Origin of the sequence: Streptomyces sp. NPDC050287 (genome assembly GCF_044459385.1) — a bacterium.
Classification (GTDB): Bacteria; Actinomycetota; Actinomycetes; order Streptomycetales; family Streptomycetaceae; genus Streptomyces.
Map to the genome: position 1 here is coordinate 20,483 of NZ_JBITIY010000018.1, position 19,501 is coordinate 39,983.

At 70.4% G+C, this 19,501-nt stretch carries 19 protein-coding genes; 5 read left to right on the forward strand and 14 right to left on the reverse strand.

Annotation, left to right across the window (positions count from 1 at the left end):
• Positions 1-15 precede the first annotated feature (15 nt).
• Positions 16-1,563, reverse strand: a complete 1,548-nt coding sequence (locus ACIBK3_RS40610) for an FAD-binding oxidoreductase (protein WP_399373108.1) — start codon at positions 1,561-1,563, stop codon at positions 16-18.
• A gap of 349 nt (positions 1,564-1,912) precedes the next feature.
• Here ACIBK3_RS40610 and pstS point away from each other — a divergent pair, with 349 nt between their 5' ends.
• From pstS to pstB, 4 genes are all read left to right on the forward strand, one after another.
• Positions 1,913-3,037, forward strand: coding sequence for a phosphate ABC transporter substrate-binding protein PstS (gene pstS / locus ACIBK3_RS40615; RefSeq protein WP_399373110.1), 1,125 nt, complete (start codon positions 1,913-1,915; stop codon positions 3,035-3,037).
• A gap of 140 nt (positions 3,038-3,177) precedes the next feature.
• Positions 3,178-4,185 carry a phosphate ABC transporter permease subunit PstC gene (pstC, locus tag ACIBK3_RS40620; RefSeq protein WP_399373111.1) on the forward strand — a complete coding sequence of 336 codons (1,008 nt, stop codon included), beginning with the start codon at positions 3,178-3,180 and terminating at the stop codon, positions 4,183-4,185.
• Positions 4,182-5,240 (forward strand): phosphate ABC transporter permease PstA, encoded by a 1,059-nt coding sequence (gene pstA, locus ACIBK3_RS40625; protein ID WP_399373113.1) that lies wholly within the window; start codon positions 4,182-4,184, stop codon positions 5,238-5,240. Before pstC ends, pstA begins: the two co-directional genes overlap by 4 nt.
• Before the next feature lie 39 nt (positions 5,241-5,279).
• Complete coding sequence (pstB, locus tag ACIBK3_RS40630) at positions 5,280-6,056, forward strand: phosphate ABC transporter ATP-binding protein PstB (RefSeq protein ID WP_399373115.1); 777 nt, start codon at positions 5,280-5,282, stop codon at positions 6,054-6,056.
• A gap of 125 nt (positions 6,057-6,181) precedes the next feature.
• On the opposite strand, the gene ACIBK3_RS40635 is transcribed toward pstB, so the two are convergent.
• Entirely contained in the window at positions 6,182-7,180 is a 999-nt protein-coding gene (locus tag ACIBK3_RS40635; RefSeq protein WP_399373117.1) for an anion permease, read from the reverse strand.
• 7 nt (positions 7,181-7,187) lie between these two features.
• Positions 7,188-7,808 carry a DUF47 domain-containing protein gene (locus ACIBK3_RS40640; RefSeq protein ID WP_399373118.1) on the reverse strand — a complete coding sequence of 207 codons (621 nt, stop codon included), beginning with the start codon at positions 7,806-7,808 and terminating at the stop codon, positions 7,188-7,190.
• A 188-nt stretch (positions 7,809-7,996) separates the two neighbouring features.
• On the opposite strand from ACIBK3_RS40640, the gene ACIBK3_RS40645 reads away from it, so the two are divergent.
• Entirely contained in the window at positions 7,997-8,362 is a 366-nt protein-coding gene (locus ACIBK3_RS40645; protein WP_399373120.1) for a metal-sensitive transcriptional regulator, read from the forward strand.
• A 295-nt stretch (positions 8,363-8,657) separates the two neighbouring features.
• Here ACIBK3_RS40645 and ACIBK3_RS40650 read toward each other — a convergent pair whose 3' ends face one another.
• The 11 genes from ACIBK3_RS40650 to ACIBK3_RS40700 form a co-directional block, all read right to left on the reverse strand.
• On the reverse strand, positions 8,658-8,828 hold the full coding sequence (locus ACIBK3_RS40650) for a hypothetical protein (RefSeq protein WP_399373122.1): 171 nt from the start codon (positions 8,826-8,828) through the stop codon (positions 8,658-8,660).
• 109 nt (positions 8,829-8,937) lie between these two features.
• On the reverse strand, positions 8,938-9,774 hold the full coding sequence (locus ACIBK3_RS40655; protein WP_399373124.1) for a hypothetical protein: 837 nt from the start codon (positions 9,772-9,774) through the stop codon (positions 8,938-8,940).
• A 392-nt stretch (positions 9,775-10,166) separates the two neighbouring features.
• Positions 10,167-10,592 carry an NUDIX hydrolase gene (locus ACIBK3_RS40660; protein WP_399373324.1) on the reverse strand — a complete coding sequence of 142 codons (426 nt, stop codon included), beginning with the start codon at positions 10,590-10,592 and terminating at the stop codon, positions 10,167-10,169.
• A 26-nt stretch (positions 10,593-10,618) separates the two neighbouring features.
• The gene (locus ACIBK3_RS40665; RefSeq protein WP_399373126.1) at positions 10,619-11,767 is read right to left on the reverse strand and encodes a CHAD domain-containing protein; all 1,149 of its coding nucleotides are present in this window, start codon (positions 11,765-11,767) and stop codon (positions 10,619-10,621) included.
• On the reverse strand, positions 11,748-14,114 hold the full coding sequence (locus ACIBK3_RS40670) for an RNA degradosome polyphosphate kinase (protein WP_399373128.1): 2,367 nt from the start codon (positions 14,112-14,114) through the stop codon (positions 11,748-11,750). The genes ACIBK3_RS40665 and ACIBK3_RS40670 overlap by 20 nt, the downstream gene beginning before the upstream one ends.
• A gap of 222 nt (positions 14,115-14,336) precedes the next feature.
• Positions 14,337-14,459 carry a hypothetical protein gene (locus tag ACIBK3_RS40675; RefSeq protein WP_399373129.1) on the reverse strand — a complete coding sequence of 41 codons (123 nt, stop codon included), beginning with the start codon at positions 14,457-14,459 and terminating at the stop codon, positions 14,337-14,339.
• Entirely contained in the window at positions 14,456-15,493 is a 1,038-nt protein-coding gene (locus ACIBK3_RS40680; protein WP_399373130.1) for an ABC transporter permease, read from the reverse strand. The genes ACIBK3_RS40675 and ACIBK3_RS40680 overlap by 4 nt, the downstream gene beginning before the upstream one ends.
• Positions 15,490-16,383 carry an ABC transporter ATP-binding protein gene (locus ACIBK3_RS40685; protein ID WP_399373131.1) on the reverse strand — a complete coding sequence of 298 codons (894 nt, stop codon included), beginning with the start codon at positions 16,381-16,383 and terminating at the stop codon, positions 15,490-15,492. Before ACIBK3_RS40685 ends, ACIBK3_RS40680 begins: the two co-directional genes overlap by 4 nt.
• On the reverse strand, positions 16,380-16,778 hold the full coding sequence (locus tag ACIBK3_RS40690) for a GntR family transcriptional regulator (RefSeq protein WP_399373326.1): 399 nt from the start codon (positions 16,776-16,778) through the stop codon (positions 16,380-16,382). The genes ACIBK3_RS40685 and ACIBK3_RS40690 overlap by 4 nt, the downstream gene beginning before the upstream one ends.
• Before the next feature lie 216 nt (positions 16,779-16,994).
• Positions 16,995-17,921, reverse strand: a complete 927-nt coding sequence (gene mshD, locus ACIBK3_RS40695; protein WP_399373133.1) for a mycothiol synthase — start codon at positions 17,919-17,921, stop codon at positions 16,995-16,997.
• Between the two features lie 72 nt (positions 17,922-17,993).
• Positions 17,994-19,238: an RNA-guided endonuclease InsQ/TnpB family protein gene (locus ACIBK3_RS40700; RefSeq protein ID WP_399373135.1), complete on the reverse strand. Its 1,245-nt coding sequence runs from the start codon at positions 19,236-19,238 to the stop codon at positions 17,994-17,996.
• Between the last annotated feature and the right edge of the window lie 263 nt (positions 19,239-19,501).

A 19,501-nucleotide genomic window follows, 5' to 3' on the forward strand; every position in this document is an offset into this window, starting at 1 on the left:
GCACACCGGGGCTCCTCACAGCGCCTGGGGACAGGTGAAGAAGCGGTCCGGGTCGTACTGCCTCTTGACGGTGGTCAGGCGCGCTGCCGCGTCGCCGTAGTACGCCTTGCGCCAGTCGGTCAGCGTCGGGTCGGTGTAGTTCTGGTACGCGGCGCCCGAGGCGTACGGCTTCATCGCGTTGTGGGCCCCGGTCAGCCAGGACTGGGCTGTCGAGCCGCTGGTGCCGGCCCGCCAGGAGGCGATGTACTGGGCCAGCATCCGGGAGCGGCGGTGGACGAACGCCGTCGCGGTCGGGGAGACCCGGTTGACCGCCCCGCCGAGCGCGGTGAACGCGATGCTGCCGGAGCCGCCGCGGATCGTGCCCAGCTGCCTGAGCAGCGTCTGGATACCGGCCGGGGAGAGCGAGCGGTCGAAGAAGTCCGAGCGGGCCGCGTACGTCTCGCGGCCGAGCGCGCCCTGCGTGGAGCGGCCCGGCGTCGAACCCGGCAGATGGCACTGGGCGTTCGCCGAGAAGGAGGAGCAGCCCGCGTAGATCTCCATCGCCTCCTCGTAGCCGCGGCGGCGCAGCGAGACGCTGCTCGCGGGGGCGCCGACCTTGTCCGCGAGGCGGTCCACCGCGTTCTTGAGTTCGCCGTAGGTGCCGAGGGAGAACGCGGCGACGGAGACGGTGGCGTGGCCTCCGACCGTCCCCGCCAGATGCAGGGACGACCAGATCTCGTCCGGCTGGGACGGGCCCCACTCCTGCCAGGCCCTCATCGCCGCGGCCGCCCTCGACCACGGCCAGGACAGGTACGCCGTCACGGCCCGCGGGGCCGGATGTGTCCTGAAGCGCAGTTCGGTGACGACGCCGAAGTTGCCGTTGCCCGCGCCGCGCAGCGCCCAGAAGAGGTCCTTGTGGTCGGTGGCGTTGGCGGTCAGCTGCTTGCCGTCGGCGGTGACGATCGTCGCCTGGGTGAGGCTGTCGCAGGTCAGGCCGTATGCCCGGGAGGCGACCCCGTGGCCGCCGCCGAGGGTGAGGCCGGAGACGCCGACGGTCGGGCAGGAGCCCGCGGGGATCGTCACGCCCTTCGCGGCCAGGGCCCGGTAGACGTCGATCAGCTTGGCGCCGGCGCCGACGACCGCCGTGCCGCCGCTCGCCCGGACGCGGTTCAGTTTCGAGACATCGACGATCAGCCGGCCGTCGCCGGAGGACCAGCCCGCGTAGGAGTGGCCGCCGTTGCGGATCGCCACCCGGAGGGAGTGGGCGCGGGCGTACGAGAGGACCGTGCGGATGTCGTCGGGGTTCGCCACGTAGGCGACCGCGGCCGGCTTCAGGGAGTCGAAGCGGGTGTTGTAGAGCTGGCGGGCGGACTTCCAGTCGGCGTCGCCGGGGCGGACCAGGGGGCCGTCGAGGTCGCGGGCGAGGGCGGCCCAGTCGGCGGCGGCGGTTGCGCTGGCGGCCCGGAACGGAGTGCGGGAAGCTGAGGCTGAGCTGCTCGCGGCGGAGCCGCCGCCGGCCTTGCAGGCCGTTGCCAGCCCCGCGAGTGCGGTGGCGGTGCCGCCTATGAACGTACGCCGTTCCATGTCCGTGCCCTCCGTCAGCCGACGGTCGGAATTCCGTCGGCTCCGTGGAACGAGACGGGCCCACGCCGCGACGGGTTCCACCTCAGGTTCGGGGGAGCGTCGGCCGACCGCTGGGACCGGGCCAGGGTCGGTACCTCCGTGTGCCCTCCTCGTAAGCGTTCCGTGACCTAACCACACCGCCTTCAGGGGTTCACCCTCCGTTCATTTACGGCCGTAGGCGCCTTCACTTGATCTGCCTAATTTCGGCCTTACCGATGTGGACCGCGTACCGGGAATACGGGCCCGCATCACCCAGACTTCTCGCACGCCGCCGAATTCAGGACGGCGGCTCCTGGAAGGAACTCCCTCAGTGAAGCTTCAGCGCATGAACCGGCGGGCCCTCACCCTCGGTGCTCTCGCCGTCTCCGGCGCCCTGGCCCTCACGGCGTGCGGCTCCGACGACACCAGCAACGGTGGCGGCAGCAGCGCCTCCGCCACGGCCGCCGCCGGCAACATCAAGTGCGACGACGCCAAGGGCCAACTGCTCGCCGACGGCTCCTCCGCGCAGAAGAACGCGATCGACGCCTGGGTCAAGCAGTTCACCCAGGCCTGCGGCGTGCAGATCAACTACAAGGGCAGCGGCTCCGGCGCCGGCATCACCGCCTTCACGCAGGGCCAGGTCGCCTTCGCCGGTTCCGACTCCGCGCTGAAGCCCGAAGAGGTCACCGCCTCCAAGAGCGTCTGCTCCGGCGGCCAGGGCATCGACCTCCCGATGGTCGGCGGCCCGATCGCGGTCGGCTTCAACGTCCCGGGTGTGGACAAGCTCGTGCTGGACGCCCCGACCCTCGCCAAGATCTTCAACAGCAAGATCTCGAAGTGGAACGACGACGCGATCAAGAAGCTGAACCCCGACGCGAAGCTTCCCGACCTCAAGATCCAGGCGTTCCACCGCTCCGAGGACTCCGGCACCACGGACAACTTCACCAAGTACCTGATCGCCGGCGCCAAGAGCGACTGGCCCTACGAGGGCGGCAAGGCCTGGCAGGCCAAGGGCGGCCAGTCCGCGTCCGGCTCCTCCGGCGTCGCCCAGCAGGTCAAGCAGACCTCCGGCGCGATCGGCTACATGGAGCTGTCGTACGCCAAGGACGGCATCACCCCGGTCAGCATCGACACCGGCGCCTCCGCCCCGGTCGACGCCACCGTGGACAACGCCACCAAGGCCATCGGCGCCGCCAAGGTCGTCGGCACGGGCAAGGACCTCTCGCTCAAGCTGGACTACGCGACCAAGGCCGAGGGCGCCTACCCGATCACCCTCGTCACCTACGAGATCGTCTGTGACAAGGGCAACAAGGCGGAGACCCTGCCCGCCACCAAGGCGTTCCTGCGCTTCATCGCCTCCGAGGACGGCCAGAAGGTCCTCTCGGCCAACGACTACGCGCCCATCCCCGCCGACATCATCGCCAAGGTCCGCACCACCATCGAGGGCCTGAGCTGACCTGAGTGCGGTCCGGTCCGGGGCCAGAAACCCCGGACCGGACCGCATCGTCCGGTGCACCGCCGCCAGGGGCCGCCGCAGACCGCGAACGGCTCCACAGGGCCGTACAGCGCGTACGGCTCCGCAGACCGGAGAACCCGATGGACATCACCACAAAGAACACCGAAGCCCCTCCCCCCACCCCGCAGCCGACCGTGGCCGAGCAGAAGCGCGCGGCCCGTGGCGCCACCCGACCCGGTGACCGGATCTTCCTCGGTCTCTCCCGCGGGTCGGGCATCCTGCTGTTGGTGATCATGGCCGCGATCGCGGGTTTCCTCACCTACCGCGCCTCGATCGCGATCGGCAAGGACGACGCCAACTTCCTGACGACCTTCGAGTGGAACACAGGCGTGCTGCCGCCGAAGTTCGGCATCGCCGTCCTGGCGTTCGGCACGGTCGTCTCCTCGATCATCGCGATGGTCATCGCGGTCCCGATCGCCGTCGCGATCGCGCTCTTCCTCACCCACTACGCCCCGCGCAGGCTGAGCGGTCCGATCGCCTACGTGATCGACCTGCTCGCCGCCGTGCCGTCCATCGTGTACGGCCTGTGGGGCGCCCTCATCCTTGTGCCGAACATGACCGGCCTGTTCGGCTGGCTGGACAAGTACCTCGGCTGGACCGGCATCTTCTCCTGGCAGGAAGGTGCGCCTCGCTCGATGCTGACCGTCGGCATCCTGCTCGCGATCATGATCCTGCCGATCATCACCAACGTGAGCCGCGAGGTCTTCCGCCAGGCTCCGCAGATGATCGAGGAGGCGGCCCTCGCCCTCGGCGCCACCCGCTGGGAGGTCATCCGCATGGCGGTGCTCCCCTTCGGCCGCTCCGGCGTGATCTCCGCCTCGATGCTGGGCCTCGGCCGCGCGCTCGGCGAGACGATGGCCGTCGCCACCGTGCTCTCCCCCACCTTCGACATCCAGGCCAGCCTGCTCGACCCGGGCGGCGGCACCTTCGCCCAGAACATCGCCAGCAAGTTCAGCGAGGCCAGCGAACTCGGCCGGGACGCTCTGATCGCCTCCGGTCTGGTCCTGTTCGTCATCACCCTGCTGGTCAACGGCGCGGCGCGGATGATCATCGCCCGCCGCAAGGAGTACTCGGGGGCCAACGCATGAGCACCGCAGTCGCCGACAAGCGCCCCAGCACCCTGCGCGGGGCCCGCCTTCCCAAGTGGTCGCCGTACGCCATCGCCGTCGGCTCCGTCGCCGTCGCGGCCGGCATCGGCCTCGCCGCCGGCCTGGACAGCAGGATCCAGTGGGGCCTGATCGCCGCGATCCTCTTCGTCCTCGGTACGTATGCGATCTCCGCCCGGGTCGAGGGCCGCCGCCAGGCCAAGGACCGGATCGCGACCTCGCTGGTCTGGGTCGCCTTCCTGCTCGCCGTGGTACCGCTGGTCTCCCTGGTGTGGACCACCGTCTCGCGCGGTGTGAAGGTCCTCGACGTCTACTTCCTGACCCACTCGATGGGCCTGATCTCCGACACCGAGCCGGGCGGCGGTATCTACCACGCCATCATCGGCAGCCTGGAGCAGGTGGGCATCGCCACGCTGATCGCCGCCCCGATCGGTGTGCTCACCGCGATCTACCTGGTCGAGTACGGGCGCGGCAACCTGGCCCGGTCCGTCACGTTCTTCGTCGACGTGATGACCGGTATCCCGTCGATCGTCGCCGGTCTGTTCATCCTGAGCATCATGCTGATGTTCAAAATGCAGCCCTTCGGCTTCGCCGGTTCGCTGGCGCTGGCCATCCTGATGATGCCGGTCGTGGTCCGCTCCACGGAGGAGATGCTCAAGCTCGTCCCGAACGAGCTGCGCGAGGCCTCCCTCGCGCTCGGCGTCCCGAAGTGGCGCACCATCCTGAAGGTGGTCCTGCCGACCTCCATCGGCGGCATCACCACCGGCATCATGCTGGCGGTCGCCCGAATCGCGGGCGAGACCGCGCCCGTGCTGCTGCTGGTGTGGGGCAACTCGCTCATCAACACCAACCCCTTCGAGGGTGCGCAGCAGTCGTTGCCGCTGTACATCTATCAGCAGTACCAGAACAGCCAGGGCTCTGGCGCGGCGTACGACCGTGCGTGGGCGGCGGCGCTGACGCTGATCGCGTTCGTGATGATCCTCAACATGGTGGCTCGCGGGATCGCCCGCTGGAAGGCCCCGAAGACCGGTCGCTGACGCGGCCATCGGCGACTGATCTGAAAGTGAAGTAGAGACATGGCCAAGCGAATCGACGTAAGCGGGCTCACCGCCTACTACGGATCTCACAAGGCGATCGAGGACATCTCGATGACGGTCGAGCCGCGTTCGGTGACGGCCTTCATCGGCCCCTCCGGCTGCGGCAAGTCGACGTTCCTGCGCACGCTGAACCGGATGCACGAGGTCACCCCCGGCGGCCGGGTCGAGGGCAAGGTGCTGCTGGACGACGAGGACCTGTACGGGCAGGGCATAGACCCGGTGTCGGTGCGCCGCGAGGTCGGCATGGTCTTCCAGCGGCCGAACCCGTTCCCCACCATGTCGATCTTCGACAACGTGGCGGCGGGGCTGCGGCTCAACGGCAACTACAAGAAGAGCGAGCTCGGCGACGTCGTCGAGAAGTCGCTCAAGGGCGCCAACCTCTGGAACGAGGTGAAGGACCGCCTGAACAAGCCGGGTTCCGGTCTGTCCGGTGGTCAGCAGCAGCGTCTGTGCATCGCGCGGGCGATCGCCGTGGAGCCGGACGTGCTGCTCATGGACGAGCCCTGCTCGGCCCTGGACCCGATCTCCACGCTCGCCATCGAGGACCTCATCGGTGAGCTGAAGGAGCGCTTCACGATCGTCATCGTGACGCACAACATGCAGCAGGCGGCGCGGGTGTCGGACCGTACGGCGTTCTTCAACCTGTCGGCGGTCGGGCAGCCCGGCAAGCTGATCGAGATCGACGAGACGGAGCGGATCTTCTCCAACCCGTCGGTGCAGGCCACGGAGGACTACATCTCCGGCCGCTTCGGCTGAGCCGACGCGGTTCATGACCCCTCGCGGTGCTGCATGGCGGTGCCACCGCGAGGAAGAAAGGGCCCGCCCCCCGGTTTCCGGGGGGCGGGCCCCTCTTTGTCACCGTGGGGGCGGGCCCCCGACGGCTACAGGATCACCAGGTTCACGAGCCAGAACGCCACCGCCGCCACGATCGCCGCCGCCGGCATGGTGATGAACCAGCCCAGGACGATGTTCTTGGCGACACCCCAGCGCACGGCGTTCACGCGCTTCGTCGCGCCGACGCCCATGATCGCGGAGGTGATGACGTGGGTGGTGGAGATCGGCGCCTTGAAGATGAACGCCGTGACGAACATGATCGACGCGCCGGTCGTCTCGGCGGCGAAGCCCTGCGGCGGGTCCAGCTCGATGATCTTGCGCCCGAGGGTGCGCATGATGCGCCACCCGCCCGCGTACGTCCCGAGCGACAGCATCAGGGCGCAGGCGATCTTCACCCATACCGGGATCGGATCGTCCGCGCCCTGAACGTCGCCGATGACAAGCGCCATCACCACGATGCCCATCGTCTTCTGGGCATCCTGCAGACCGTGCCCGAGCGCCATGCCGGCCGCGGACACCGTCTGGGCTATCCGGAATCCGCGCTTGGCCTTGTGCGGGTTGGCCTTGCGGAAGAGCCACAGGATCGCGCACATCACCAGATAGCCGGCCACCAGGCCCACGACGGGCGAGATGAACATCGGGATGACGACCTTGTCCAGCACCCCGGACCAGATGACGTCCGTACCGCCCGCGAGAGCCGCGCCCACCATGCCGCCGAACAACGCGTGCGACGAGGACGACGGCAGACCGAAGTACCAGGTGACGAGGTTCCAGACGATGGCGCCTGTCAGTGCGGCGAAGAGGATGCCCATCCCCTTGGAGCCGGTGGGCGTCTCGATCAGTCCCTTGCTGACGGTGTGCGCGACACCGCTGCCGAGGAACGCGCCCGCGAGGTTCATCACCGCGGCCATCGCCAGGGCGGCCCGCGGGGTCAGGGCGCGCGTGGAGACCGACGTGGCGATGGCGTTCGCCGAGTCGTGGAAGCCGTTCGTGTATGTGAATCCGAGCGCGACCCCGATGGTCACGATCAACGCGAAGGTGTCCATGAAGAGGTCAGGACTCCTTGACGGCGATGGTCTCCACCGTGTTCGCCACATGCTCGAACGCGTCGGCCGCTTCCTCGAGCACGTCGACGATCTGCTTGAGCTTCAGCACCTCGATGGCCTCGTACTTGCCGTTGAAGAGGTGGGCGAGCAGCTTGCGGTGGATCTGGTCGGCCTGGTTCTCCAGACGGTTGACCTCGATCCAGTACTCGGTGAGGTTCTCCATCGTGCGCAGGTTGGGCATCGCCTCGGCGGTCAGCTCGGCCGCCCGTGCCAGCACCTCGATCTGCTGCTCGACGCCTTTGGGCAGTTCCTCCACGTTGTAGAGGACGACCAGGTCGACGGCCTCCTCCATGAAGTCCATGATGTCGTCGAGGGAGGACGCGAGGTTGTAGATGTCCTCGCGGTCGAAGGGCGTGATGAAGGAGGAGTTCAGCTGGTGGAAGATCGCGTGCGTGGCATCGTCACCCGCGTGTTCCGCGGCCCGCATACGCTCTGCGATCTCGGCCCGGGCGGAGGTGTCCGCCCCGAGCAGTTCCATGAGGAGTTTCGAGCCCGTGACGATGTTGTCCGCGGACGCGGCGAACATGTCGTAGAAGCTCGTCTCCCTGGGGGTCAGACGAAAGCGCACAAGGGGTCCTCGGGGTGCATCGGTTTCGGTCAGGGTGATGCTAGGCGCATCATCCGGCCACGGCTATTGGGCCGTCCCCCAGTGTCGCCCATCGGGCAGACTGCTCGGCACGGGGGCCGCCCGCAGGCCGTCTACCCCGCAAAGTTCGGTACCATATACCCAATAGGGGTATACGTCTGGAGGACGCGATGACGACCACCGAGGCCGGCGTGGAAACGCCCTCCGGCGGGGCGGCGGCAGCGCCGGACGTCGTGACGGACCACGACCGGGGCGTGCACGGATACCACAAGCAGAAGGACGAGCACCTCAAGCGGCTGCGCCGCATCGAGGGCCAGATCCGCGGACTGCAGCGGATGGTCGACGAGGACGTCTACTGCATCGACATACTCACGCAGGTGTCCGCCTCCACCAAGGCCCTGCAGTCCTTCGCCCTGCAGCTCCTGGAGGAACACCTGCGCCACTGCGTCGCCGACGCGGCCGTCAAGGGCGGCGCCGAGATCGACGCGAAGGTGGAGGAGGCGACGAAGGCGATCGGCCGGCTGCTGCGGACCTGAGGCGCGGGGGCCGGGAAGGCCTGCGCGCCGGGTGTCGAAGGCGACATGATCGCCGGCGGCTGGGAGCCCGGGTGGCCGAAAAGAAGCGTGAGGTGAGCGGGTCGGCGGACCGGCCCTCTCACCGGGCCGCCGGTGGCTCGCTGGTCGGGCCGCCGGGGCTTACTCGCCGGGCGTCCGGGGCTCCCTGGCCGGGCCGCCGGGGACTTAGTGGCCGGCGTCACGGGGGCTCCCCGGTCGGGCGTGCGGGGCTTACTCTCCGGGCCGCTCGGGGACCTCCCGCCGGGCCGCCGGGGGTTCACTCGCCGGAGGCGCGTTCCTCGGCCACCCTCAGGACCTCGTCGATGCTCTCCAGGCTGAGCCGGTCCTCGGCGGCCGAGGCCGCGATGATCAGCTCGCCGCACAGTTCTATCTCGGCGAGGGCCACGTGGTCCTGAACTGCCGTACCGCCGACCGGAGCCACGCGCATCACCTCGTCTCTGCCGTCACCGACTTCCTAGAGTAGGGAGCGGTCCACGCACCGCGCATGGCACGGAAGGGCTAGTTCTTGACGTCCGTCACGAGTCCGTGCAGAACCTTCACTCCTCGGCGATCCGCCCCGCGTAGATGTCCCCGGCCGCCGGCAACCGTACGTGCGCCGGCGTCCCGAAGTCGTAGAGCAGGGTCGTCGAGGCGACCGCGACGTTCCCGTTGTGCTCGCCGCCGACGAAGCTGAACCGGTGCCTGACCTTGCGGACACGTCCCTCGTCGTCGAGATAGACGTCGAAGGGCACCTCGGCCGAGGCGAACCCTTTCGCCGCGGACGCGAGCGGCCCCCGGTTCCCCTCGGACGCCTCCTCGGCCGCCCTGGCGAGATCCGCCGTCCCCCGGTAGTGCCGCACCGCCGTCCCCGCCAGCTGGGTCTCGCCCACGTACGTCGCCGTCCGCGTCCCGCGCAGCACCTCGGCGGCGGCGAGCGGATCGGTGACGCCGCCGGTGACGAGGTTGCCGTCCAAGAGGGTGGCGGTGTCGACCCGCACCCACTTGTCGGCGGGTACTCCGGCACCCCGGTTCTTCATGAACAGAGCGCCCGGCGCGAGGAGTTCGGTGATCGGCCGGTGCTCACTGGTGCCCGCCGGATCCGGCGGCAGCAGCACCTTCAGGCGCCCCAGCTGCCTGCGGTAGTCGTACACGCCCTCGCCGCGGATGGTGACGCGGGTGCCGCCGGTGGCCATCTCCATCGACGTACGGGCCTTGGAACTCCCGGCGTCCACCAGGGTGTCGGCGACCCGGCGCAGGGTCTCGACCGGGTCGGCCGAGCGCGCGTCCTCGGCGGCGGCCCCGCTGCCGGAGCAGCCGGCGGTGCCGACGCACACACAGAGCACGAGTCCCGCCACGACGACCGCACCGCCCGTGCGCCTCTGCCGCTCAGCCATCGCCTGTCTACCCCCAGCCGGCCCGTCCGTCGCGGGCTTCCTGTCGTTCCGGTTAACGACGGGTAGCAGGCCTCGTCACGCGCACACCGGGGCTTTACCCGGGCTGGGTAACGTTGTCGGTGTGGCGCAGCAGGACAGCACGACCCCGACTCCTGACGGACCGGCACACCACGCGCGGACGGTCGAGCAGGGCCGTTTCTGCCTGGCGCGCTGCACCTGCGGCTGGCGCGGTCCGGCGCGCAGAGCCCGCAGTCAGGCCCGGGCGGATGCCGAGGGGCATCTGCGGGGGTAGGGGCCGGGGCTCGCGGGCAGGGCTTGCCGGCTCGCCGGGCAGGTTCCCCTGTGAACAGGTGCCGTTACGTGCGTTCGAACACCCGGATGAACAGGTGCCGTTACGTGCGTTCGAACACCCGGACAAGGAGCTCGTCGACGAGGGTCCGGTCGCGGTGCTGGGTGAGGCGGTTGCGGGCGGCCGTCGGCGGGAGCCAGAGGATACGGTCCACTTCGTCGTTCGGGACGAACGCGCCCCCGGTGGCCTCGGCCGCCCAGTAACGGACCTCCTTGGCGCGGCCGTTCGCCACGTAGCGGACCGTGGACAGCTCGGCTCCCGGCGCCGCGTTGTACCCCGTCTCCTCGGCGACCTCCCTGCGGGCACCGGCGAGTTGGTCCTCGTCGCGCTTCAACTTGCCTTTCGGGTGCGACCAGTCGTCGTACTTCGGCCGGTGGACGAGACAGATCTCCAGCTCGCCGTCGACCGGGGAGCGGCGCCACAGGACGCAGCCGGCCGCTCGGACGGGGGCTTCCTTCGGATAGGTCATGTCGTTCGCCGCCTCCTGGATCAGGGTCAGGGCGTGCCGACCGTCTGTTTCTGCCACGACTGCTGGAACGCGAAGCGGGCCGCCTCCACCTCGTGCCGCTGGTCGGCGTGGAGCACCCCGAGGGCGTACGCCGTCGCCGGGGCGATGCGCGGGGTCCTGGCCGCCTGTGCCGCGGCCGCCGCCGCCTCGGAGGCGTCACGGTGCCGGTCCAGGGCCTGCCCCGCGGTCAGCAGGCGTACGTTCACGGGCGCGTCCGCTCCCTGGAGGACCTCGTGGGCGTAGCGGTGCAGGCGCAGCAGGAGGCGGACCTGGTGCCAGGGGGCGTCCTGGGGATGCGGGGCCGGGTCGGGGGAGAGGCCGTGGATCAGGGCCTCCGCGTTGTAGGGGTGGCCCGCGGTGACGAGGGGCAGGGCGGTGACGGCGTCGGTGAGTCTGCCCTCGGCGGCGGACGCCAGGGGACGGAGGTCGGTGGTGGTCGCGGCGGGGGTGAGGGGGACCTCGCTGGCGAGTACGGCGATGTGGTCGGCGACGGCGTGGAAGCGGGAGGAGCCGAGGGCCTGGAGGGCGGTGCTGTGGGATCGGGTGCGGGCGAGGGTGAGCTGGCGTTCGAGGAGGGCGCCTGCTTTCGCCGCGCCCACTGTCAGGTTGCCGCGGTCCGGTGTCACCGGGTGGGCCGCGGGTCCGGCGGCGCCGGGTTCCGCCCCGGCGGAGCGACTGCCCACAGCCGCGCCGACCGCCGGCTGGGCCGGGAACACCGCCCCGGACAGCCTGTGCAGGGCCAGCAACAGGCGTTCCAGGCGGGCCGCGTAGGCGTGTTCCATGGCCAAGGTGCCGGACAGCCAGGCCAGTTCGGGGCGCATGGACTCCGACCAGTCCGGGTCGAGCAGGGGGCGGAAGGTGTGCAGGCTGCCGCTGATGCGGCGGACCGCGCGGCGCAGGGCGCGGGCCGCGTCGACGGGGTCCTCCGGGCCGGCGGCGCCGTTCGGGCCGCCCGCGGTGGTGCCGGTCTCCCGGTGCAGCCGCAGGGCACGCAGGAACTCCGTGGCCTGGGCCCGCAGGTAGTCCGCGAGAGCGTCCCCGACGGGGGCCCCTCCGGTCCCGGCGGAGCCGGGAGTGGGGGACGGCCCGACGTGCCTGGACCGGGGATCCGTCGGGTCAAGGTGTTGCTGTGCCACGCCGGCGCCTCCGGGCGTCTATGAGCATCTCCTGGACGTTGCGCAGGGGTTGGCCGTCCGCGTCCGTCGCGTGCCGGGTCCACTCGCCGTCCGGGCCGAGGTGCCAGGAGGAGGTGGCGTCGGACATGCCGGTCTCCAACAGCCGGTTGAGTGCCGCCCGGTGGGCCGGGTCGGTGACCCGTACCAGCGCCTCGATACGGCGGTCGAGGTTGCGGTGCATCATGTCGGCGCTGCCGATCCACACCTCGGGCTCGCCGCCGTTGCCGAAGCCGAACACGCGGGAGTGTTCGAGGAAGCGGCCGAGGATCGAGCGGACCCGGATGTTCTCGGACAGGCCCGTGACGCCGGGGCGGACCGCGCAGATGCCGCGCACCCAGACGTCGACCGGCACGCCTGCCTGGGACGCGCGGTACAGGGAGTCGATGAGAGCCTCGTCCACCATCGAGTTGACCTTGATGCGGATGAACGCGGGGCGTCCGGCACGGTGGTGCTGGACTTCCTTGTTGACCCGCGCGATGAGGCCGTCGCGCAGGGACTTGGGCGCCACCAGGAGGCGGCGGTAGGTCTCCCGGCGGGAGTAGCCGGACAGGCGGTTGAACAGGTCGGAGAGGTCCGCGCCGACCTGGGGGTCCGCGGTGAGCAGGCCGAGGTCCTCGTACAGCCGTGCCGTCTTCGGGTGGTAGTTGCCGGTGCCGACGTGGCTGTACCGCCGTAGCGTGTCGCCTTCCTGACGGACCACCAGGGACAGCTTGCAGTGGGTCTTCAGGCCGACCAGGCCGTAGACCACGTGACAGCCGGCCTCCTCCAGCTTGCGCGCCCACTTGATGTTGGCGTGCTCGTCGAAGCGGGCCTTGATCTCGACCAGGACGAGGACCTGCTTGCCGGACTCGGCGGCGTCGATGAGCGCGTCGACGATCGGGGAGTCGCCCGAGGTCCGGTACAGGGTCTGCTTGATGGCGAGGACGTCCGGGTCGTCGGCGGCCTGCTGGAGGAAGGCCTGCACCGACGTCGAGAAGGAGTCGTACGGGTGGTGGAGCAGGACGTCCCGGGCGCGCAGGGACGCGAAGATGTCGGGCGCGGACGCCGACTCGACCTCGGCCAGGTCGCGGTGGACGCCGGCGATGAACTTCTTGTACTTCAGCTCGGGCCGGTCGATGGAGGCGATACGGAAGAGGCCGGTGAGGTCCAGGGGACCCGGCAGCGGATACACCTCGGCCTCGCTGATCTTCAGCTCGCGCACCAGGAGGTCCAGGACCTCGCGGTCGATGGACTCCTCGACCTCCAGCCGCACCGGCGGCCCGAAGCGGCGCCGCATGAGCTCCTTCTCCAGGGCCTGCAGGAGGTTCTCGGCGTCGTCCTCCTCGACCTCCAGGTCCTCGTTGCGGGTGAGGCGGAACGCGTGGTGCTCCAGGACCTCCATCCCCGGGAACAGCTCCTCCAGGTGGGCGGCGATGACGTCCTCGAGGGGGACGTAGCGGCCCGGGGAGCTCTCCAGGAAGCGGGACAGCAGCGGCGGCACCTTCACGCGGGCGAAGTGGCGGTGCCCGGTGACCGGGTTGCGCACGATGACGGCCAGGTTCAGGGACAGGCCGGAGATGTACGGGAAGGGGTGCGCCGGGTCGACCGCCAGCGGCGTCAGCACGGGGAAGATCTGGTGCCGGAAGAGCGTGAACAGGCGGGCCTGTTCCTTTTCCTGGAGCTCGTTCCAGCGGACCAGGTGGATGCCCTCCTCGGCGAGGGCGGGGGCGACGTCCTCGTGGTAGCAGGCGGCGTGCCGGGCCATGAGTTCGCGGGAGCGGGCCCAGATCATCTCCAGCACCTCGCGGGGCTGGAGGCCGGACGCGGACCGGGTGGCCACTCCGGTGGCGATACGGCGCTTGAGACCGGCCACCCTGACCATGAAGAACTCGTCCAGGTTGCTGGCGAAGATCGCCAGGAAGTTGGCGCGTTCCAGCAGGGGCGTCTCGGGATCCTCGGCGAGTTCGAGGACCCGCTCGTTGAAGGCGAGCCAGCTGCGTTCACGGTCGAGGAAACGTCCCTGCGGAAGCTGGGGCCCGTCGAAGGGCGCCTCCTCGTACGCGTCGAGGTCGGCGTCGATGTCGGGTTCCAGGTCGGAGACGGCCGCCGACACGGTGTGCGGGCGGTGCGCGGCTATGGAACCCACGGAGGGCTGCGCGTGCTGGATCTGTGCCTGGGTGTCTTGCTGGCTCATGTGCCCATTGTTCCGCGCCACGAGCGATACGGGCGCGTCGGACAGCGCGGGCGGGATCGCGCGGGTCACGTGGGCGTCCCCGTTCCCCGCGATCCCCTCGGGGGGAGGCGAAGGCTCTGGCACGACGGGCTTCATCCGACGAGCCTCGCAAGCCCGTCTGAACCAATGGTTACGGCGACATGGCGTGCGGGATATCTGGCGGCGGCTCCCGGGGGTCCGGGGGGACGTCTGGCGGTGGCTCCCGGGGCCCGGGGGAACGTCTGGCAGCGCCTCCCGGGGGATCCGGGCGGCGCCGGTGGCCGACGCCACCGTACGTCCCGCCCCCCGTGGAGGGACGTACGGGGGGCGGGGCCGCGGTCAGGCGGAGCGGCGGCGCAGCAGGCGGAAGGCGGCGGCCAGGGCCAGGCCCCACACGATCAGTGCCGTGCGGTGCGGCCGCAGGACCGTGCACGGCAGACGCCGTAGGGCTGTGGCACTCATACGGTGGCCTTCTCGACGGCGGGCGCGGGCGTGGGTGCGGACGCGGGCACGGCCGTGGGCCCGGTGGTCCGGCGGCGCAGCACGCGGAACGCGGCCACCGTGAGCAGGGCGGTGCCCCCGAGCAGGACGGCGCTCGTCGTGAACTGCAGCGGCCAGTAGTGAGACTCGGGGTGGTAGTCGTGGTAGCGGCCGACAGCGTCCAGGTTGTCGAAGAGGGCACGGCACTGCGGGGTGGCGCCGTCGACGCAGCCCTGGTCGCCGACGCGGGCGCCGCTCGAGGTGAGCAGACCCCGCTCCACGCCGAGGCCCGAGCCCCTCGGACCGTCGCGCAGGCTGCTGACGCGGGTGACGGTGGGCCACAGGTGGGGCATCAGGAGCTGGGTGCCGAGCCACAGCAGGCCCGTGAAGCCGAGGGCGCCGCCCAGTGCGGCGAGCGAACGGCCCGTGAGCAGGCCCAGCAGGGCGCCGGCGGCCAGGCCCGCCAGGGCCAGGGCGACGGGCACCGTGCCGTTCGCGTAGAAGGTCTCGCCGCTGTACCAGTCCTTGGCGGTGCCGATCCGGCCGTCGCCCGCCGACCACATCAGGTGGTGCAGCAGGACCAGCAGCCCGGTGCCTAGGGCGACCGGGACCGCCGGGACGGCGAGTTTCGCGGCCAGCCAGCGTTGCGGGGACACCCCCTGCGTCCAGGCCAGCCGGGCGGTGCCCTGCTCCAGCTCACGGCCGACGAGGGAGGCGCCCGCCCAGGCGGCCACCAGGAAGGGGACCGCGAGGAGGGCGAAGGTCGCGTACTGGTAGACGTCCTTGTACAGGAGGATCGCGTACTGGCCGTAGCTGCAGGAGCCCACCGTCGCGCAGGCGTCGTACCGCCGCCAGGCGGTCACCGCGCCGTCGGTGAGCGGGCCCCACAGCCACAGCAGCGTGGCACCGAGCACGACGACGAACGCCGTCCCCACGAGCAGGGCCGGCCGGTGCAGACGTATCAGCCACCTCACCAGGTGAGGCGCGGGGGCGGTCGGGGCGGTCGGGGTGGTCACGCGGCGGTCTCCCGGGCTGGGGCGGGTGCGAGGGTGGGGGCCTGCGGGTTGCGCAGGTGGGCCAGGACCAGGTCCTCCAGGGTGGGCGCGTCGGAGCGCCAGTCGCCGGGGAGCGGGCCGGCCGGGCGGATCAGCGCGGACAGCTGACGGCCGGTGGTGCGCGACTCGACGACGGTGTGCGGATCGAGGGAGGCCCCCGCAGGCGCGGCGACGCGGCTGTGCGCCTGGAGCAGCTCGTCGATCTCCCCGGCCAGCCGGACCCGGCCCGCGTCGATCAGCAGCAGGTGGTCGCAGGAGTCCTCCAGGTCGGCGATCACGTGCGAGGACATCACGATCGTGGTGCCGTCCTCGGCCGCCCGCCCCATCAGCACGCCCATCAGCTCGTGCCGGGCCAGCGGGTCCAGGTCGGCCATCGGCTCGTCCAGGAGCAGCAGTTCGGGCCGCTTGCCCAGGGCGAGTGCGAGGGCGAGGCGGGTGCGCTGGCCGCCGGAGAGCGCGCGGACGCTGCTGCGCGGGTCCAGATCACCGGCGGCCACGATCGGCTGTGCGACCTGCTCGTCCCAGCGGCCGGGGTTGAGGTCGGCGCCCATGCGGAGCGTCTCGGCGACGGTGAGCTGCGGATACAGCGGCTTGTCCTGCGCGACGAAGCCGACGCGGGGGCGGGCCTCGCCCTGCCGGGTGCCGAGGACGGTGACCGTTCCCTCGGTGGGCGCGAGCAGGCCCGCGGCGAGCGCGAACAGCGTGGACTTGCCCGCCCCGTTGGGTCCGATCACGGCGCAGACCCGGCCGGCCGGGAGCCGGAAGGAGCAGTCGCGCAGGGCCCAGCCTCCCCGGCGGCCGAAGCGCTTGCCCAGCGCGTCGGCAGCCAGGGCCACGGAGGTGTCGGTCATGAGGGATCCCCCTGGAGGTGCTTCTGGAAGTGCTTGTCGAGTACGGCGGTGAAGAGTGCGGCCACGTCGTCCCGGTCCAGCCCGGCCGCGCGGGCCTTCGCCGCCCACGCGTCCAGCTCCCCGCGCAGCGGCGAGTCGGCCGGCGCGGCGCCCAGCGAGCGCCGGACGAAGGTGCCGAGCCCGCGCCGCGCCTCGACCAGGCCCTCGCGCTCCAACTCGCGGTAGGCCTTGAGCACGGTGTTCGGGTTGATGGCGGTGGCCTCGACGACCTCACGGGCCGTGGGCAGCCTGTCGCCCGGCTCCAGCAGCCCGAGCCGCAGGGCCTGCTTGGTCTGCTGGACGATCTGGACGTAGGTGGCCACGCCGCTGTGCCGGTCGATGCGGTACTCGACCACTCGGTCAACCACCCTTTCACTAATTGAGTAGTGAAAGGGTGGTGGAAGGAGCTCCGGAAAGTCAAGCGGGATCCGGAAAGGCAGAGGGATCCGGTCAGAGGGATCCGGAGAGTCAGGCGGGTCCGAGAGTCAGGCGGGCCATCGCGGCGGACGCGGACCGGCGGCGGGGGACGGAGTCCCCAGCCACGCCCGCTCAAGCACAGCGCGCAGCGCTCGTCATGTCTCCGTGCGGTACATCAGATCCGTCTCGTACGTCGTGAAGCCCAGCCGCTCGTACACCGACACCGCCGCCTTATTGTCGGCGTCGACATACAGCATCGCCGTCGGCAACGCCTGCCCCGCGAGATGCCGCAGCCCGATCGTCGTGAGCGCCTTGCCCAGCCCCCCGCCCTGCGCCCCCGGCCGCACCCCGAGGACGTACACCTCTCCCAGCCGCTCCTCGGCGTGGACCTTGGTCCAGTGGAAGCCGGCCAACTCCTCACCCCGGAAGGCGAGGAAGAACCCCGCCGGGTCGAACCACGGCTCGCCCTTGCGGTCGTCGAGGTCGCGCTGGGTCAGGGAGCCCTGTTCGGGATGGTGGGCGAAGGCCGCCGCGTTGACCGCGAGCCAGGCCGCGTCGTCGGCGCCGGGGACGAAGGTCCGTACCGTCACGCCGTCGGGAAGCACCGGCTCCGGCAGGTCGAGGTCGCCCAACGACCGCCGCATCTGCCGCAGTTCACGGAAGAGGGTCAGCCCGAGGACCTGCGCGAGATGCCGGGCGGCCGAGTGCCCGCCGTGGGCCCACACCCGCAGCCGCTTCCCGGACGCCGCGAGCAGCGCGGAACCGAGCGCCCGCCCGTGCCCGTGTCCCCGGTACGCGGGATGGACGACCAGTTCGGCGGCCGGTGCCTCCACGGGATCGGTGTCCTCCAGCTGGGCGTAGCCGACGAGTTCGTCGCCGACGGTCAGCAGCAGATGGGACACCCCGGGGCGGGCGCCGCCACGCAGCTGCAACCGGCCCTGCTCGGACACCGCCTGCTGCCCGTCGCTGCGCGCTGCCTCGGCGAGCAGTCCGAGCACGGCCTCGGTCTGCTCCTCGGTGAGCTCGGAAAGGGTCTCGATGGAGCGGGGGTTGCCGGTGAGTGCGGTGTCGTCGCTGGTCATGCGTACGAGGTTACGGCGCCTCACCGGCAAATCGGCGGCAAAGAAGCAACCAGGATTTGACGTGCTCCTGGCCTAAAGTCCAGGGATTCCGGCCTGGGTCGTCTGACCCTTCCGGGGGCTTCCTGCTTCAACGCGCTGTGCGGGCACGTGTGCCCGTCTTACCGGCGCTCCACAGGCGTTTAGTGTCTCCGCCCGTCCGGCGGCGACGATACGGCGTCCTTCGAAGAGGACGTTGCGAGCAGCGTTGTGGTCACGGTCGTGCACCGTGCCGCACGTGCCGCACGTCCACTCCCGGACGTGCAGGGGCTTGGGGCCATCCCGGAATCCGCAGGCCGAGCAGACCTGAGAGGACGGGAAGGCACGGTCCACCTTGGCGAAGAAGCGGCCGTGCTTGACCGCCTTGTATTCCAGCATGCCGACGAACGCGGACCATCCCGCGTCGTGCACGGACTTGGCGAGCCGGGTGCGGGCGAGGCCGGACACCGCGAGGTCTTCCACGTACACCGCTTGGTTGTCGCGAATGATCTGTGTGGATGCCTTGTGGTGCCAGTCCCGGCGCCGGTTGGCCACCTTGGCGTGCTGGCGTGCGACCTTGTTGCGGGCCTTGGCCCGGTTCTTCGATCCCTTGGCCTTGCGGGACAGCTCCCGCTGAAGGCGCTTGAGTTTCTTCTCCGCCCGGCGCAGGAAACGAGGGTTGTCGATCTTCCGGCCGTCAGACAGGACCGCGAAAGCGGACAGTCCGAGGTCGATTCCGGACTCCGTCTCCAACTCGGGCAGGATGTCCGGCTCGGTGTCCACGACGAAGCTGAGGAAGTACCGGCCGCAGCTGTCCTTGGTGATGGTCAGGGACGTGGGCGCGGCCGGAAGTCGGCGGGACCACTTGACCTTGAGGTTGCCGACCTTGGCCACATACACCGTGCCGTTCTCCTGGAGGGAGAAGGCATTGCCGTTGAGGCGGATCGACTGCCGGGTGTCTTTCTTCGACTTGTACCGCGGCGGCCCGCTCTTCCGGCCCTGCCGCTTGCCCTTGCAGCTGTCGAAGAAGTTCTTGTAGGCGGTGTCCAGGTCCCGCAGGGACTGTTGCAGGACGACCGCTGACACGTCGGCGAGCCAGGCGCGTTCCTCGGTGCGCTTGGCCTCGGTGATGCGCAGCCGGGAAAGTTCCGCCGACTTCACATACGGCAGCCCCGCCGCGTGTGCTTCCTTGCGGTCGCGCAGGCAGTCGTTCCACACCACGCGGGCGCACCCGAACGCCTGCGCCAGCGCACTGCGCTGGGCGGCGTCCGGGTAGGCCCGGTAGTTGTAGCGGAGATGCATACCGATCACCGTATGGATGCTTCGTGGCCGCTCGCGGCGAAAGATCGTATCCAACTGCAACTGCACCCAATATGAGCAGATGTGTTCGAAGGCTTCGGGTGGAGCTGGTGAACTTCAACGGCGAACGCGACCACGTCTCCCTTTGATCAAGTACCCGCCCAAGGCTGCCCTCTCCAAGCTGGTCAGCAGCCTCTCAAGGGAGCAGCGAGGACGCCCGTCCAAAGGTGCACGTCAGAGCACTCTTGAGATGTCTTAAGCCCTGG